General features: G+C 37.0%; 14 protein-coding genes. 3 read left to right on the plus strand and 11 right to left on the minus strand.

Annotation, left to right across the window (positions count from 1 at the left end; translation table 11 throughout):
- Nucleotides 1-9: 9 nt before the first annotated feature.
- The 4 genes from BUA76_RS07455 to BUA76_RS07470 form a co-directional block, all read right to left on the minus strand.
- Nucleotides 10-1,389: a T9SS type A sorting domain-containing protein gene (locus tag BUA76_RS07455; RefSeq protein WP_083573186.1), complete on the minus strand. Its 1,380-nt coding sequence runs from the start codon at nucleotides 1,387-1,389 to the stop codon at nucleotides 10-12.
- Between the two features lie 473 nt (nucleotides 1,390-1,862).
- Nucleotides 1,863-2,780 carry a helix-turn-helix domain-containing protein gene (locus BUA76_RS07460; protein WP_072884178.1) on the minus strand — a complete coding sequence of 306 codons (918 nt, stop codon included), beginning with the start codon at nucleotides 2,778-2,780 and terminating at the stop codon, nucleotides 1,863-1,865.
- A gap of 9 nt (nucleotides 2,781-2,789) precedes the next feature.
- A complete protein-coding gene (locus tag BUA76_RS07465; protein WP_072884179.1) occupies nucleotides 2,790-3,683 on the minus strand; it encodes an SDR family oxidoreductase in 894 nt (297 codons plus the stop codon).
- 156 nt (nucleotides 3,684-3,839) lie between these two features.
- Nucleotides 3,840-5,303, minus strand: a complete 1,464-nt coding sequence (locus BUA76_RS07470; protein WP_072884180.1) for an OmpA family protein — start codon at nucleotides 5,301-5,303, stop codon at nucleotides 3,840-3,842.
- A gap of 653 nt (nucleotides 5,304-5,956) precedes the next feature.
- Between BUA76_RS07470 and BUA76_RS07475 the strand changes: the two genes are divergently transcribed.
- From BUA76_RS07475 to BUA76_RS07485, 3 genes are all read left to right on the plus strand, one after another.
- A complete protein-coding gene (locus BUA76_RS07475) occupies nucleotides 5,957-6,514 on the plus strand; it encodes a hypothetical protein (RefSeq protein WP_072884181.1) in 558 nt (185 codons plus the stop codon).
- A gap of 80 nt (nucleotides 6,515-6,594) precedes the next feature.
- Nucleotides 6,595-7,317 (plus strand): ABC transporter ATP-binding protein, encoded by a 723-nt coding sequence (locus tag BUA76_RS07480; RefSeq protein WP_072884182.1) that lies wholly within the window; start codon nucleotides 6,595-6,597, stop codon nucleotides 7,315-7,317.
- 48 nt (nucleotides 7,318-7,365) lie between these two features.
- A complete protein-coding gene (locus tag BUA76_RS07485) occupies nucleotides 7,366-7,803 on the plus strand; it encodes a hypothetical protein (RefSeq protein WP_143149876.1) in 438 nt (145 codons plus the stop codon).
- A 26-nt stretch (nucleotides 7,804-7,829) separates the two neighbouring features.
- Here BUA76_RS07485 and BUA76_RS07490 read toward each other — a convergent pair whose 3' ends face one another.
- From BUA76_RS07490 to BUA76_RS07520, 7 genes are all read right to left on the minus strand, one after another.
- Nucleotides 7,830-8,627 (minus strand): patatin-like phospholipase family protein, encoded by a 798-nt coding sequence (locus BUA76_RS07490; RefSeq protein WP_072884184.1) that lies wholly within the window; start codon nucleotides 8,625-8,627, stop codon nucleotides 7,830-7,832.
- 174 nt (nucleotides 8,628-8,801) lie between these two features.
- On the minus strand, nucleotides 8,802-9,416 hold the full coding sequence (locus BUA76_RS07495; RefSeq protein ID WP_072884185.1) for a PH domain-containing protein: 615 nt from the start codon (nucleotides 9,414-9,416) through the stop codon (nucleotides 8,802-8,804).
- 148 nt (nucleotides 9,417-9,564) lie between these two features.
- Nucleotides 9,565-10,953, minus strand: a complete 1,389-nt coding sequence (gene lpdA / locus BUA76_RS07500; RefSeq protein WP_072884186.1) for a dihydrolipoyl dehydrogenase — start codon at nucleotides 10,951-10,953, stop codon at nucleotides 9,565-9,567.
- 158 nt (nucleotides 10,954-11,111) lie between these two features.
- The gene (locus BUA76_RS07505) at nucleotides 11,112-11,384 is read right to left on the minus strand and encodes a hypothetical protein (protein WP_072884187.1); all 273 of its coding nucleotides are present in this window, start codon (nucleotides 11,382-11,384) and stop codon (nucleotides 11,112-11,114) included.
- Nucleotides 11,385-11,483: 99 nt separating this feature from the next.
- Entirely contained in the window at nucleotides 11,484-12,797 is a 1,314-nt protein-coding gene (locus BUA76_RS07510; RefSeq protein WP_072884188.1) for a PQQ-dependent sugar dehydrogenase, read from the minus strand.
- A gap of 103 nt (nucleotides 12,798-12,900) precedes the next feature.
- Nucleotides 12,901-13,239: a nuclear transport factor 2 family protein gene (locus tag BUA76_RS07515; protein WP_072884189.1), complete on the minus strand. Its 339-nt coding sequence runs from the start codon at nucleotides 13,237-13,239 to the stop codon at nucleotides 12,901-12,903.
- 98 nt (nucleotides 13,240-13,337) lie between these two features.
- The gene (locus tag BUA76_RS07520; protein ID WP_072884190.1) at nucleotides 13,338-16,001 is read right to left on the minus strand and encodes a glycoside hydrolase family 3 N-terminal domain-containing protein; all 2,664 of its coding nucleotides are present in this window, start codon (nucleotides 15,999-16,001) and stop codon (nucleotides 13,338-13,340) included.
- Nucleotides 16,002-16,051 lie beyond the last annotated feature (50 nt).

The raw sequence follows: 16,051 nt of genomic DNA on the forward strand, positions 1-16,051 counted from the left end.
GGTGTAGTTTTAATCGACGATTAGTTTAAAAGTTTTAATAATTTTTCCGTTCTGGGTAAGATTGATCAGATATGAGCTCTGAACAGGCAGGTGATTGACATAAGATTTTGCCTTTTCATCTACTTTATCTAAAGTTACCAATCTGCCGCCGCCGTCATAAATAGAGATGATAAGATTCTCCATAGGCGGGAAAACAATGGTAAAGTTTTGATCTTTTTTCACCGGATTCGGATACAATGCAATTTTTGTAAGATCCAGAGAAATATCTTTCTCACTGATTATATTTGATCTCGGATCCTGATTTCCGGTTTCAGGTTTTGTATTTTTCACAGGGCTTACGGCAAATGTGAAATGCGTGGTATTTCCCGTATCGAAAGGATCGATAAAATCAACTTTGCTGAAAGTAACATAATTTCCGTTTTCAATCCCTGCAATCTTTTGAATTTCCCCGTTGTCTTTTTTCAGAAGCATCCAATAAGAGAGTGGTAAAGCCTTTGGATTGACAGTTTCTTTAATAATTCTCACCTGGTAACCGGTCTTAGGAATTTTATTTCCGATAAAACCGATTTCCCAGTTTCTTTCAAGAATATCAAGAGTTCTGTCATTTTTTAATGACATATCTTTATTGTCATCAGCCCACATGACAAAATTATTATTGTCCAGAACGGTGGTGTTTTCAGAATTTGTCCTTGAAATATTGTTCATTCCGATCGCTAAAAAGGGATCTGCCTGGTTGGAAGACTGTTTCTGGTACAGTTCGTTTCCATCATCTCTTCCCAAACCTGTTGGTCTGTAGCTGTAATCTTTGTGTTGTTCAGGATCCCAGATTATTTTCCCGTCGCTTCCGTAATATTTACCTTTTTCTAAAGATATTCCGTATTTGATAGAAAGATAAGAATGAATTTTGTTAAGATCCATTGTTTTAGCCTTTCTTGGCAGGAAAATCATTTCGTAAAGATTCTGATCTTCAAATCTGATCTTTAAGCTGTCTGTTTTCTGCTTGTCAGGATCTGCAGTTCCGGTAAAGGAAAAAATACTCGGCCTTTTACCGATTTCTTTTGCCTCTTTACCTTTGTTGTAAACCGTATTTCCTAAAGAAACTTCTTTGTCCGGATTCATCCAGATCATTTCATCTTCTTTTGAAGCATGAACCAGACTCAGCGTATGGCTCTTGTTTTTACTGTACTTGATATACTTTTTGAGAGACTTATCTTTGATGCCGCAATGAAAATTCAGCAGATTTTCATCCCGGCACCTGGTCGCTTCCCGTAAAGCGGGATTGGTTTTTTCCCAAAGCTGGACATCGGAGTCTGCCAATTGGGCATAAGCCGAGAATGAGCACGACAGCATAAGCATCGTAACAATCCTCGATTGTCGAAGGTGTAGCATAAGCGGATTTTGTTTGTGAAAATTGAAAGTGTGTTATTAGTTTTTACCCTAAATGCGGTTGACGTATTTTAGATAAAATTGTATGTGTGGGTATTTCTGATGTTTCAAAAAAAATTGAAAAAGTATGAGCTGTCATGGTCATTAGTTTTTATAATTCACAAAACTAAGAAAAATATCATATCAATTATTAAATTTTCTAAACTTTAACATTTAAATTAAAATTTGTAACTTAATTTTAATATTAGACAAATAAATTGTATAAATCATAATATCTTTCTTAAATCTATACAGCAAAGATCATCCGTAGAAACGACAAAACATGACGTTTTAAAAAATAATTTTAATGAATTATTTTACGTAAATAAAACATCAGTTGCAGGGATAAATATTCAGCGCTAATTATAACAACAACCGCTCCCGGAATTTGAACTTCCGGGAGCAGTTGTTATGTTTGTTTAAGGGATCTGTCAAAATTAATTGAAAGAAGCACGAAACTCCAGCGGTGACAGATCTGTCTTTGTTTTGAATAGTTTGCTGAATGATTGTGAATGCTCAAAACCCAGCTCATAAGCAATTTCACTTATTGAGAGGTTGGTAGTAGATAATTTTTCTTTGGCTTTATCAATTAATTTTTCGTGAATATGCTGCTGCGTTCCCTTTCCGGTTAATGTCTTAAGCAAGCCACTGAGATACTTGGGTGAGACATTCAAAGAATCCGCAACGTATTGTACAGTAGGCAGCTTTTTAGAGATTAAATCATCTGCAAAATATTCATTCAACAAATTTTCCAGCTTTTCCAGAATCTGGTGATTTGCTTTTTCCCGGGTTATGAACTGGCGATTATAGAATCTTTCTGCATAACTAAGCAATGTTTCGATATGGGAAATGATAATTTTCCGGCTGTACTTATCAATATTTGAATGATATTCTTCCCGGATGTTTTCTACTATTTCACTGAGTGTGGTTTCTTCTTTTTCAGAAAGAAATAAGGCTTCGTGTACCGAATAATCAAAATACTCATAACGGCTGATGGTTTTTGCAATGGAGTTGTTCCAGAAAAAATCTGGATGTATGAGCAACATCCATCCTGAACGCTCCATCGTTGAATGATGATTGACGCGTATATTAAAAACCTGGTTCGGAGCAATAAAAAACATCACTCCTTCATCAAAATCATAATCCAGCTGTCCGTATTTAAATTTTCCGTCAATTCCTTTTTTTACAGAAATCTGGTAAAAACCGAACATCCAGCTTGTTTCTTCCATTTCAACATTATGTTTTATAGAAGCATAATCTACAATACTGATAAGCGGATGTACAGGTTTTGGCAGCCCCCTGAGCTGATGAAATTCGATGATTGATTTTATCCTTATTATTTTTTTCTGCTCCATTAGACAAATTTAAAAATAATTCTGTTCAATATCTTCCAACAAACTGATATTCATGGGCTCCCAACCTAATTGTCTTTTTGTTTTAAGATTAGTTACAGGACAATCCATAGTAATAAAATGGGCCAGCCACTCAAAATGTTTATTTAAATCTTCTCCAGAAAGAGCTTCCATAGGGACATGTAATTTCTCACCGATTATTCCAGCTAATTCTTTCAATGCCATACTTTCGTCCTCCACACCATTATATAAAGCACCGCGCACTCCTTTTTCAAGCGCCAGACGGAATAACCGGGCGGCATCCAATCGGTGTATTCCTGTCCATCGGTTATTTCCATCTCCGGGATATGCAGAAACACCATTTTCACGAGCCTTAGAGATAATAAAAGGAACAAAACCGTAATCACCCACGTCGTGAACAGAAGGCGCTAAACGAATTACTGAAGCATTGACCCCTTTTTCTGCCAGCTTCAGTGCTGTTGCTTCAGAAGCCCGTAAAGAATTTTCGGCAATACTTTCTTCCGTGATCTTCCCATTGATAAGCGGTAAACCTAAAAGTCCGGCAGTGACAATAAGCGGTTTATCAGTATTTATTAATACTTCTCCCATTGCTTCAATAGCGAGACGATCCATTTCTGCGGCTTTAGGAAATTGCGAAATATCCTTTGAGATCATAAAATCATGAGAAAATGCCGCGTGAATAATACCGTCTGCGTACAAAGCGTTTTGTCTTAATATTTCCAGATCCGCAAGATCACCCTCCACAGCCTCTGCACCTGCCTGCCTGATTTTTTCTGCTGATCTTTCCGAACGTGCCAAGCCGGTCACCTGATGTCCCGCATCAATTAATTCTTTTACAATTGCGGAGCCTATAAACCCTGAAGCTCCTGTTACAAATACTTTCATTGTTGTTGATTTTACTGATACAAAGTTCCGTGCATTCAGCAAGATCAGTGTAGCCTAAAGTAAGATTCTTGTAGTCAAAAAGATCAGGAACTATTTATTATGTAAAAAAAAGACTGCCGTTACAACGGCAGTCTTCCAATTAGAAATTATTATAATTTATTTTGCTTTAAAATACACTCTTCTATTTGCTCTGTTTTTCCATTCAGGACATTTTGAAGCTGGATCACATTCAGGATATTTCAGGTCTGTTTTACCATTTCCCTGAGCATCAAGCTTTCCTGACTGTACACCATTCTGCATCAAATAATTTTTTACATTATTGGCTCTTCTTTCAGATAACATTTTATTGTAAGCTTCAGTTCCTCTTGTATCAGTAGCTCCAACAACAGTGTATGAACCGTCTGACGAATTGATATAACTTACTGCGTTATTTAAGATAGGTGTGTTTGAAGGTAAGATTCTGTCTGAATTCAGGTCAAATTCAATACCTTCCAATTTTGTTTCTGTTTCAGCGACAGCACCCTGTCCTTGTGCCTGATCCGGACATCCGTTATTTTCCACACTTCCCGGAACGGTTACACATTTGTCATAAAGGTCGATTACGCCGTCAAGATCTACATCTAAAGCAACCCCTGATCCGTCTACTCTTGCACCTGCAGGAGTATCAAGCTGTCTGTCCCAATCATCACAAACTCCGTCATTATCAGCATCTCCGTTTTTACAAACTACTAAATCTGTAACTTTAGATTCTAACACGCTGATTTTGTAATAGGCCTCCTGTAAAGGATCATGCCACATCAGGTGAGATTCGTGCTTCCCTAAGTTAACAGTAAGACCTAAAGTTGTGTTGATGAAATTATCGGAAGTTTTTGTATTTCTCTGGTTGATTGAAGACCATCTATTTCCTCCGCCATCAAAAGTATCATCAGTTGTTACTACATACATTACTCTTCCTTCAATATCTACACGGTTACTGATTTTATATTTCAAACCTGCACCTGCCTGTCCAAATAATGAATTAAGTTTAAAAGGTTTAACTTCAGTCATTAATCTTTGTCCCATATCATCTTTAAGATAAGCCCTATATGCTAATGTACCAATACCTGCATAACCGTGTAATGCCCATCTGAATGGTGACTTATTATCTACTCTTCTCAAAAGGTTGGAAAAATTAATATCTCCTAAAATAGAGATCGCATCGTATTGCGTTCTTGCTCCATACTGATTATTAGCGGCCGCATTCGCAGGCGCAGCATCTTTCGTATTGAAATACCCCTGTCTTGTTTCACCGCGGTCATACTGTAGTTTTAAACCGAAAGCATGCGTGATAGCCTTATCAACACTGAAATAGGCAGAATAGCCAAACAAGTTATCACCTGCTCTATCACTACTTTTAATAGAAACAAGATCAGCACTTTGCATTAATGGTACACCTGCTCCAAATGAGATAGACCAGTCGTTAAATCTTTTGGATGAATTTGTAAATGGCTGTACATCTGCAGATCCTGAAGAAAAAGTATTCGGATACTGAGTATTATTCATAACCTGTAATGAATCCTGGGCGAAAAGGCATGTGGGTAATGCTATTGCCAACGATAAGATTGATAGTTTTGATTTCATATGATTTTTTTTAATGTTTATTAACAAATAACCTACCCTATTTTTTTAAAAACAGAATAAATTAAATCAGAGGTTTCAGCTCGTGCTCTTCATTATTCAATTATTATACCATTTACGCCATTAAAATATCTAAGAGTGCGCTTCAGAAACAGTATTTTAAAAATATGTGGTATCTAAACAAAGTTGCTTATCAGCTATTTATGGTATTTCATATGCATAGCATACATGTTTTTTATACACTTTAATTTTTATAATATTTAACATTAAAATTTAACTATTTTAAATTTCATTTTAAAATTATTATCAACCAAAAAACATTTATGTGTTAAAAAACCATTTATCAGAGAAGATATTTTACAGGGATAAAGAGAAGCTTATTAATGTGATGTTTTTTAATATTGGTTCGTATTATAAAAATTTACACATTCCTGAAATTCAATATTAAACATTAAAGAATGAGACATCATATTTTAATTTTCATATTAATTATATCTTAAGTTTAAATACAATAATATAAATACGACATATATTGCCATTTTTACAGAGAAGCCGATGTGGATTTTTTTTTTTACATTTGCTTGTAAGAATATCAAATTGTTCTGCATTCGATGTTCATGTAATACCAAGTTTATAAAGCATTAAAAAATCAAGTAATGAGAAAAATTATTCTACTGTTTGCATGTTTGTTAGGTTTTTCGGCTTTCTCACAAATCAAAGTGCTGAAAAATGAAACTGTGGTAGAAATCGGTAAAGATAATTCTGTTGGTTTATATAAAAAGGACAATAAATTTACCATAAATTATCAGGATCTGAATACTGCTAACCTAAATACATTCCGCTCATTTTCCTTTGAAAACCTCAATAAAGATGTTTCAGGTTTATATGAGCTTATCAGCAATGGATTTATTGATATACCTGTGAGCAATATTGTTCTGGAACTTCCTAATGATATTATTGAACTTCATTTTGAGAAGAATTTCGGACAGCCAACCGTTCAGTTTATTCAGTACATCAATAAAAACAGAAAGTACGTAGGAAAATCCCAATTCCTGAACAAAAAGCAGATTGACAAAATTTTCGGAAGACAAAACGGAAAATCTTCTCTTTATGAAAAGCCGGCCGCAGCTGTAATGGGAAACACCGCTAACAGGCCTTCCAATAATGTTACCCCACAAGAATCCGGAAATAAAGACAAGAAAGCTAAAAAATAATCAATTATAATAATATTAACCGGGCTCATTCATTGGAATGAGCTTTTTTATTTTATTTTTGCAAAAAGATCAATACGAGTATGTCTCTTCAGATAAATAATTTAACCAAGAAATTCGGTGAACAAACGGCACTGAACAACATCAATATTTCCATAGACAAAAATGAAATTATTGGACTTCTCGGTCCAAATGGAGCAGGAAAATCTACTTTAATGAAATCTATTGTAGGAGCTCTAAGAATTGATGAAGGTGAAATCATTTTCAACGGTAAAAGCATTACCGAAAATGAAATAGAAAGCAAAAAAAAGATCGGCTTTCTTCCGGAAAATAATCCGCTTTATCTTGAAATGTTTGTAAAAGAATATCTTCAGTTTGTAGCTAATATTCACCACATCCCGTCTTCAAGAGTAGATGAGGTTATAGAACTTGTAGGAATTACGCCTGAAAAGAAAAAGAAAATCGGACAACTCTCAAAAGGATATAAACAAAGGGTTGGGCTTGCTCAGGCTATTATCCATCAGCCGGATCTTTTAATCCTGGATGAACCGACTAACGGGCTTGATCCAAACCAGATTATTGAAATCAGAAACGTGGTGAAAGAAATCGGCCAGCAAAAGACCGTATTGCTTTCCACCCACATCATGCAGGAAGTAGAAGCACTATGCTCCCGAGTCATTCTTATTCATAAAGGCAATATTCTTCAGGACTGTCCTATCAATGAATTTAAAGGTAAATTCGGAAGTCTGGAGGAGGCATTTGCAAGTTATACCCAAGAATCCGTTGTATTTGAAATGAATTCTTAATTGGCTTTAAATTTGATCATTTTAATCCGCCGACAAAATATTAAAATTATGATTAAAACAATTTTATGGGGAGCCGTATTGATGATCAATATTAACATGCTTACTGCTAAAGAGTTACAAAAGCCGGAAATTCCGCAGAATGTTACGAAGCAGGTTTCACAAAAGATTCCGAAATCCGTGATTTTAAAAACGAAAAAATTTAAAATTAAAATCGATCAGCAGCCGGATGGAAAATATCTTTACCAATCATGGCCTGCCAACGGAAAAATTACTTCCAGGCCGAGCATGATTATCAGCGGCGGAGAATTGTATCCGGACGGGACTGGAGGAAATTATTATTTTGAATTTGGTAATGAAGGATATACTTATCAGGTTTGGAGGAATTACCTCACCGATTCTGCTACAAAAGCGCCTTATACACTCACCGTACAGGACCAAGACGGAAAGACGGTTGTAAAACAGAATGCAGTTGTTGTAAAAAATTAAAAAAAGCTCGCTTCGGTGAGCTTTTTTTATGTCCCGGATTCTTTCACCAGATAGAAACTGCTTTCATTAAAGCTTTCCTTTGCTGCCTGATATCCTATCTGAAATATTTTTTCAAGGCGGTCTTTTCTTCGTTCAAAAGTTCCATATGTTGAAAGTTCCTGCGAAGAGATAAACCAGTCACAATAATCAAATTTTATTTTCTCGATTCTGTACGATAAAAGATCATATGATCTTGAAACAATAGCCTTTATTGATTTAAGATCATTAATTTTAATATCATGAGGCGGAGAGACGAAAACACCTATCAATTTATCACATTCATCTCTGATGATATCTGCAGGGAAATTATTCAGTACTCCACCATCGCAGTACATTTCTTCGTTGATAATGTAAGGTGTTGTGATTCCCGGTATGGAACATGAAGCGATAATGGCGTCCACTACTTTAAAATCTTCATCAAAAATTTTTTCCGTTCCGCTTACCAGTTCTGTAGCTACAATTTTTACTTTTCTTGAGAGATCTTTCAGCTTCATATCCCCGAAAATAGGATTCAGATAATTCCTGAAAATTACGGAAGATACAAGTCCCGGCTGATTGAATGCAAAATGTTTCCAATTGAAAAAATAAACCGAATTGAAGAACTCCAGTATTTCTTCCGGGCTTTTTCCCACGGCGTACATGCAACCAACAATGGAACCTGCGCTACAGCATGACAAAATATCAACACCAATATTTTTTTCCCGTAGAAATTTTAAAACTCCTGCGTGAGCAATGCCTTTTGTACCGCCGCCTGATAAAACAAGACCTACTTTTTCAATATTCATTGAATAAATGTAAGAAAATACCACAAATTAAAGGGCAAATCGGTTCTAAAATTTTGTTAAGTAAACTTTAATATTTCCATCAATAACGCCAACGCTTTCAATTATAATTTAATAAGAAAAATTTAAATTAAGAAGCCCGGAAAACTCCAGGCTCATTGATTGTATAATAATTCGCTAATTGTTTATATATTTTTCGAATATTTTTGAAAAATCTTTTTGAATATACTTGTCGAAACTGGTAGTATTCCAGGCGAAAATGTATTCATTAATGGTTCTTAATTCCTGGCTTTTCGACACATTTTCCTGTTTTCCCGATGCTACTGTAGTGATGGCTTTCTGCAAACTGTCATTTGAAAAATTCAGCAATGACTGATTGTGGTGAACGGCCTGCTGAATCGCAAGAAGTGCCTTATACAAATCCTTCAGCTGGTCGATCTGGCTTTTCGTTACACTGATCATCAGCGGAACGTTTCCGATATTGAAAGATATTTCAACATCCAGGTCAATGGTTCCCGCCGTCTGCAAGGCAATATTTGAGAAAGGAAACTGATAATATTCATATCTTCTCAATACTCTTTTTTTATCCAGGGCACTTGCTCCGTCAATGTGAATTAAAGCTCTGTTGGTAAAGCAGTATTCATCTCTTTTGGATTTGATAAGGAAGAAAATCTTTTCATTATCTTCCGATAAGATATAATCATCCGAATCTACTTTATCATAATCCTGTGATGGAATAATTTTACCGATATCACCTAATCCTAATGCTTCCGCAGCTAATTTTTTGAACATAGTCTGTTATTTGTATTTTTTATTAGTGAATAAAAATAAGAAAATATTATTAAAATGATTAAAAAAGAAAAACCACAGATAGAATCTGTGGCTTTGATATTGTAAACTTTGTCAAAGATTTTCAACTTTGACAAAGTGGTATCTACATTTAAATGTGGATCACTTCTCCATAAGCAGCTGCAGCAGCTTCCATAATGGCTTCGGATACAGTCGGGTGCGGGTGGATTGATTTGATAATTTCGTGACCGGTAGTTTCCAGTTTTCTGGCAACAACCGCTTCAGCAACCATATCCGTAACACCTTCTCCAATCATGTGGCAGCCTAACCATTCGCCATATTTAGCATCGAAAATAACTTTGATGAAACCATCTGTATTTCCATTAGCAGTTGCTTTTCCGCTTGCAGAAAGCGGGAATTTACCCACTTTGATTTCGTATCCTTTTTCTTTAGCCTGCTTTTCGGTAAGTCCCACAGAAGCAACTTCAGGGTGACAGTATGTACATCCCGGAATATTACCGTAATCGATTTTTTCAACATGCATTCCTTTAATTTTCTCAACGCAGGTAATTCCTTCCGCAGAAGCAACATGTGCTAAAGCCTGTGTTGGAATGATATCACCAATCGCATAATATCCGGGAACTGAAGTTTCATACCATTCGTTTACCAATACTCTGCCTTTATCCGTCTGGATTCCTACTTCTTCAAGTCCGATATTTTCAATGTTAGCAGCAATACCAACAGCAGATAATACGATATCAGCTTCAAGAGTGATATTTCCTTTTGCTGTTTTAACGGTAGCTTTTACGCCTTCTCCGCTGGTGTCAACACTTTCTACAGAAGCATTGGTCATGATTTCAATACCTGTTTTCTTAAGGGATTTTTCAAGATGTTTAGAGATTTCTTCATCTTCTACAGGAACGATATTCGGCATAAATTCCACCACCGTAACTTTAGTTCCCATGGTATTATAGAAATCGGCAAATTCTACCCCGATCGCTCCGGAACCTACAACAATCATAGATTTCGGCTGCTCAGGAAGAGATAGTGCCTGTCTGTATCCAATTACTTTTTTACCATCCTGAGGAAGGTTTGGTAATTCTCTTGAACGCGCACCGGTTGCGATGATGATGTGTGTTCCTGTATATTCAGTTGCTTTTCCGTCTTTATCGGTAACGGAAACTTTTTTACCTTTCTGTACTTTGGCAGTTCCTAAAATAACATCGATCTTATTCTTCTTCATTAAGAATTCGATTCCTTTGCTCATTTTGTTGGCTACGCCACGGCTTCTCTGAATTACGTTTGGAAATTCAAAACTACCTTCCACTTTATTCAGTCCATAATCTTCAGCATGATTGATATAATGAAAAACCTGAGCAGATTTTAACAAAGCTTTCGTAGGAATACATCCCCAGTTAAGGCAGATCCCTCCCAAACTTTCTTTTTCGATAATTGCAGTTTTGAAACCCAATTGTGCCGCTCTGATTGCAGTAACATATCCACCGGGACCACTTCCGATGACAATAATATCGTAATTCATTAGTTTAAAATTTTTATGCGAATTTAAGGAAAAATATTGGATGTACAGTGTTTCTTGAGTTACAACTCAGATCGCATTAAGTTGATTATCTATTGAAAAAAGAGAACACCAAAGCATTCTCCTTTTAAATCGAAATTAATTTCGTTATGATATATTCTTTATCTTGTAGCTCTTAATAAACGTTTTTCATTTTGATATCGCAGATTCAGGGCTTTCAGCTGATCGCTTTTCATTTTTTTGGTAGCAAGCGGATGATTGAGAATCAGTCTTTTTTCGGTATTGTATTTTTTGTCAAGTTCCCGTGCTTTATCACTATAAAGCTGGCTTCTTGACGGATGAGGCGGTGCTGGCGGGCGCGAAGGATGTTTCTGTGCAAAAGCTTCTGCAGATAAACCCAAAAACAAAAGTGTGGTAATTAAAAACTTTTTCATGACTTTTTATTTTTTGAATGATTGAGCTTTAGCTCAAATATCATTTTGGTTTATCAAATATTTACATATATCATACCACAATTAAATTGGCTTTCCTAATTACTTTTTATTGTATGAAACTCTCCATACGATTCCGCTTACGTCATCGGCAACGAGTAAGGAACCGTCGGCAATCTGCAATACGCCCACCGGTCTTCCGTATACATCTCCTTTTGCTTCATCAGCAATGAATCCTGTAAGAAAAGGCTGATATGGAGCTGAAGCTTTTCCGCCCGCAAAAGGTACAAATGCAACCTGGTATCCTACCAGCGAAGATCTGTTCCATGATCCGTGCTGGCCTATAAAAGCTCCGTTTTTATATTTTTCCGGAAACTGGCCGCCGGTATAAAAAGTAAGTCCTAAAGATGCGGTATGGCTTCCCAGCGGGACATCAGGAACAATGGTTTTTGCAACCAGATCAGGCTTTTCACCTTTTCTCCTCGGGTCTTCATTTTTCCCGAAATAGGCGTAAGGCCAGCCATAAAAAGCATTGTGCTTTACACTCGTGAGATAATCTGGAACCAGCTCGTCACCAAGCTCATCGCGTTCGTTAACAACTGTCCAAAGCTCACCGGTAACAGGGTTCCAGCTCATGCCTACAGGATTTCTTAAGCCAGCAGCAAAAATTTTCTCCCCGCTTCCGTCCGGATTTACTTCAAGAATATTAGCTCTTCGTATTTCATTTTCCATTCCGTTTTCACCTACGTTACTGCCGGAACCGACACTGATGTAAATTTTAGACTGATCTTTATTGGCAATTAAATTTCTTGTCCAGTGGTTATTATATCCTCCGGCAGGAAGATTTACAATCTTTTTTCCAGGCTGGGTAATTTTTGTATCTCCGAGTTTGTAAGGATATACCCAAAGTCCATCAGTATTGGCGACGTAAAATTTATCTTTTATGATGAGCATTCCGTAAGGCTGATTCAGATTGCTCAAAAATACCGATGAAGATTCAGCAACGCCGTCTTTGTTGGCATCGCGGTACAGGATAATTCGGTTGGCTGATTTACCACCAACTTCGGCATCGCTTTTACCGCTGATGTCGTTTTTTATTTTTTCGGTTGTAGAACGTTCGGAATTCGAAAGAACGACAAAAATATCTCCGTTTTCAGCCTGAATCATATTTCTCGGGCTTTTTATATTGTCTGCAAAACGGGTAACCGTAAATCCTTCCGGTGCAACAGGTGTTTTTCCTTTGGGCCACCCGATTACATTGCTGAACTTGTTTTTAGAATTTTTCTCGTCAGGTGCAGGCAATTTTAACGTATCTGTTTCTGTAACTACTTCTTTCCGGGCTGAAGTATTTTCATTTTTATTTTCTTTACAGCTGAAAACAATCAGTGCCAAAGCAGGTAAAAGATATTTTTTCATAGATTAAATTGTGATGGTTTGTAACTTGGTTTGCAAAAAGTGTTCCTTAGGAAATCTGTGAAGCTCGCGGCTTTATAAGAATTTATCATTACACAAAATAAATTCACCCGACTACAAAAGCCTTCAATTCCGCTAATTTTCCATCTTCAAATCTCCAGACGTCGCAATATTCATAGGAAATCCATTCCGAATTTTCGCTCTGTAAACTGATTGTTCCTATTGCGGTTAAATAGTTGCCTTCTTCAATCATTAATGTAACTTCAAACTTCGGAGGCTCCTTGTAGGCTTCAGCCATATAAGCTTTTACCTCATCAATTCCGTTAAGAGTACGGTCTCCAACAAAAGTCCAACGGGTATCCTTTGTACAAAATTCTAAAAACCCTTCGTGGTCGCCTGCCGTAATACAGGCATTAGCTTTCTGCAATATCAGCTTTAAATTCATAGTGGTTTTTTTTTAAGTAAAGTTGATTCTATTGCTGCTAAAAATGTGCCGACCTGTGTTATGGCTGCAACAGACTTTTGGCTTTAATTATCCGGAAATCACTCCACCTCAACATTCTGCTTCAAAGGTAAGTTTTTGGAAGAATTGCCTATAAAAATCCTGTACGTTCCTTTTTCAACCTTCCATTTCATATTTTGGTCTAAAAACCGTAAATCTTTTACAGGCACTTCTATGGTTACCTGTTTTGATTCTCCCGGTTTCAGATGAACTTTCTGAAAACCTTTCAATTCAATAATAGGCCTTGAAACCGAAGCGATTAAATCTTTTACATACAGCTGTACGACTTCACTACCCTCTCTTAAACCTGTATTTTTAACGCTGACTTTAGCAATAATCGTTTCGTTTTCAGTAAGTTTTAATTGGTTTAACTTTAAATCTGAGATTTCAAAAGTAGTATAGCTTAACCCGAACCCAAATGGATACAGCGGTTCGCCGCTAAGATCATAATAATCGTTTCCTCTTCCCGTCGGATGATGGTTGTACGTCAGGGGCAACTGCCCTTCCTCTATCGGAAAAGTAACAGGTAATTTACCGGATGGATTTTCTTCACCGAAAAGAACTTTAGCCACTGCTCTTCCACCCTCTTCTCCGGGATACCAAATATCTAAAATGGCACCTACTTTATCTTTCCAATCCGTAGTTTTTATTGCAGATCCGCCTACAAGTACTACTGCTACAGGCTTTTTTAGTTTTGAAACTTCATCAATAAATTGTTCCTGATTTCCGGGAAGTGCCAGTGAAGAACGATCCTGAAACTCACCTTCGTGAATTCCTGCGGTTACGATGATATAATCTGCGTCCCCAGCGAGCTGTAAAGCATTAGTAAAGTCTTTCTTATAATCCGGCAATCCGTAATTCCAGATAAGTTCAATATTAGCTTCACCTCTGTTTTCATGAAATTCTACAGTAAGATCGTATTTTTCGCCTTTCTTAAAATCCATATCAACCGTTTTGGATGAATAACTCAGTTTTTCCCAATGGTCGATCACTAACTTTCCATTCAAAAACAGTCTGAACCCATCATTTCCGCGAAGTCCCAGCTGATATTTGCCTGTTGCCGGAGCTTGCAGTTCCCCCGTCCAGCGGATACTGTAATTGTCGGGTTGCAGTACTTCAGGATTTGGGGAATACAAGGTCCATTTGAAATTTAATTGTTCGTCCTGTCTTTCAAAAGCAGGATTTCCTTTTAAATCAGAATTGGAAAAATAGATTCCTTTTAACCCTTTTTGATTTCCGGAAAATAAAAATTCAGCCGGAACAGCAACCAGCTTTTTCAGATTCCAGTCGATTCCTTTCGAATACGTGATTTTAATATTTTTATTTTTAACAACATCTTTAATCCCTTCTAGAATGTTCACTTTCTTATTTCCCGGTCCTGAATACCCGCCTAATCTTGCATCCACCGCATCAGTCCCCACAACCAGAATCTTTTTCATCGTTTCCGGAACAGGAAGTGTCTTATTGATATTTTGAAGAAGTACAAAAGATTCAGCGGCTGCCTTTTCGGCTAAAGCTTTATGGTTGATTTTCTTTAATTCCTGAATTTGTTTATCCGAAACATAAGGATTTTCGAACAATCCTAATTCAAATTTTGCCCGTAAAACCCTTGTTACCGCATCATCAATTCTTTGCTGAGAAATTCTTCCGTCCAGAAAGGGTGGAATAAATAATTTATAATGTTTATACTCCGTCTGGAAAATAACATCCAATCCTGCATTCATCGCCTGTGCAGAAGCATCATCATAATCTTTTGCTGTAAAATGAAGCACATTGGCACCACCTACTGCACTTGCATCACTGATCACAAATCCTTTAAAATCCCATTCATTTTTTAATTTTTCCGTCAACAACCAGTGATTGGCAGTCGAGGGCCTTCCATCCAGCAGATTATAAGACGTCATTACCGAACGGCTTTTTCCCTGTTGAAAGGCTTTTTCAAATGGTATGAGATGCGTTTCTTCCAGATATCTTCTGCTCCAGTGAATCGGGTAAGAATCCCGGCCGCCTTCTCCTACATTTGCTAAAAAATGTTTCGGAGTGGTAATAATTCCCTGATTTTCAAAAGAACTGACGAAGCTTACGCCCATTACAGAAGTCAGAAAAGGATCTTCACCATAGGTCTCTTCGGTTCTGCCCCAGCGAACATCACTTGCCAAATTGACAACCGGTGTTAAAATCTGACGGATTCCTCTTAATTTCGATTCTTTGGCAATGGCTGTAGAAACTTCCTTCATCAGGTCAGGATTAAACGTTGCCGCCAGTCCGATGGCTTGTGGAAAAGCCGTTGCGCCTTCCCGCATTAATCCGTGCAATGCCTCATCAAAAGGGATGATTGGAATTCCTAACCGGGATTCTTCAACAAAATATTTCTGGATAGTATTGATTTTCCTGGCCAATTTTTCCGCATCTTCATTGGCATTATAGGTTAACAGCTGCCCTGCCGCTCCGCCTCCCTGATTTCCTGCGCTTACCTGCAGCCCGAAAATTCCGTGCGCATACTGGCCTTTCGGAACATTATCCAAATCTCCCGGAATCATGAAGCACTGCCAGAATTTTTCTTCAGGAGTCATTCTTTTTAATAAATCCTGAACCCTCGCTTCAACAGGTTGTTTTGGATCTTTGTATAATGGTTTTTGAGCTGAGATAAACGCATAATTCAATAATGAAATTGCTATGATTTTAAAACGAAGTTTACAACGCATCACGAAAATAATTTAGTTTAAATAAATTCTTTTGTCTTCAAAAGGACCAA

The organism is Chryseobacterium takakiae, from assembly GCF_900129385.1.
GTDB classification, from domain to species: Bacteria; Bacteroidota; Bacteroidia; order Flavobacteriales; family Weeksellaceae; genus Chryseobacterium; species Chryseobacterium takakiae.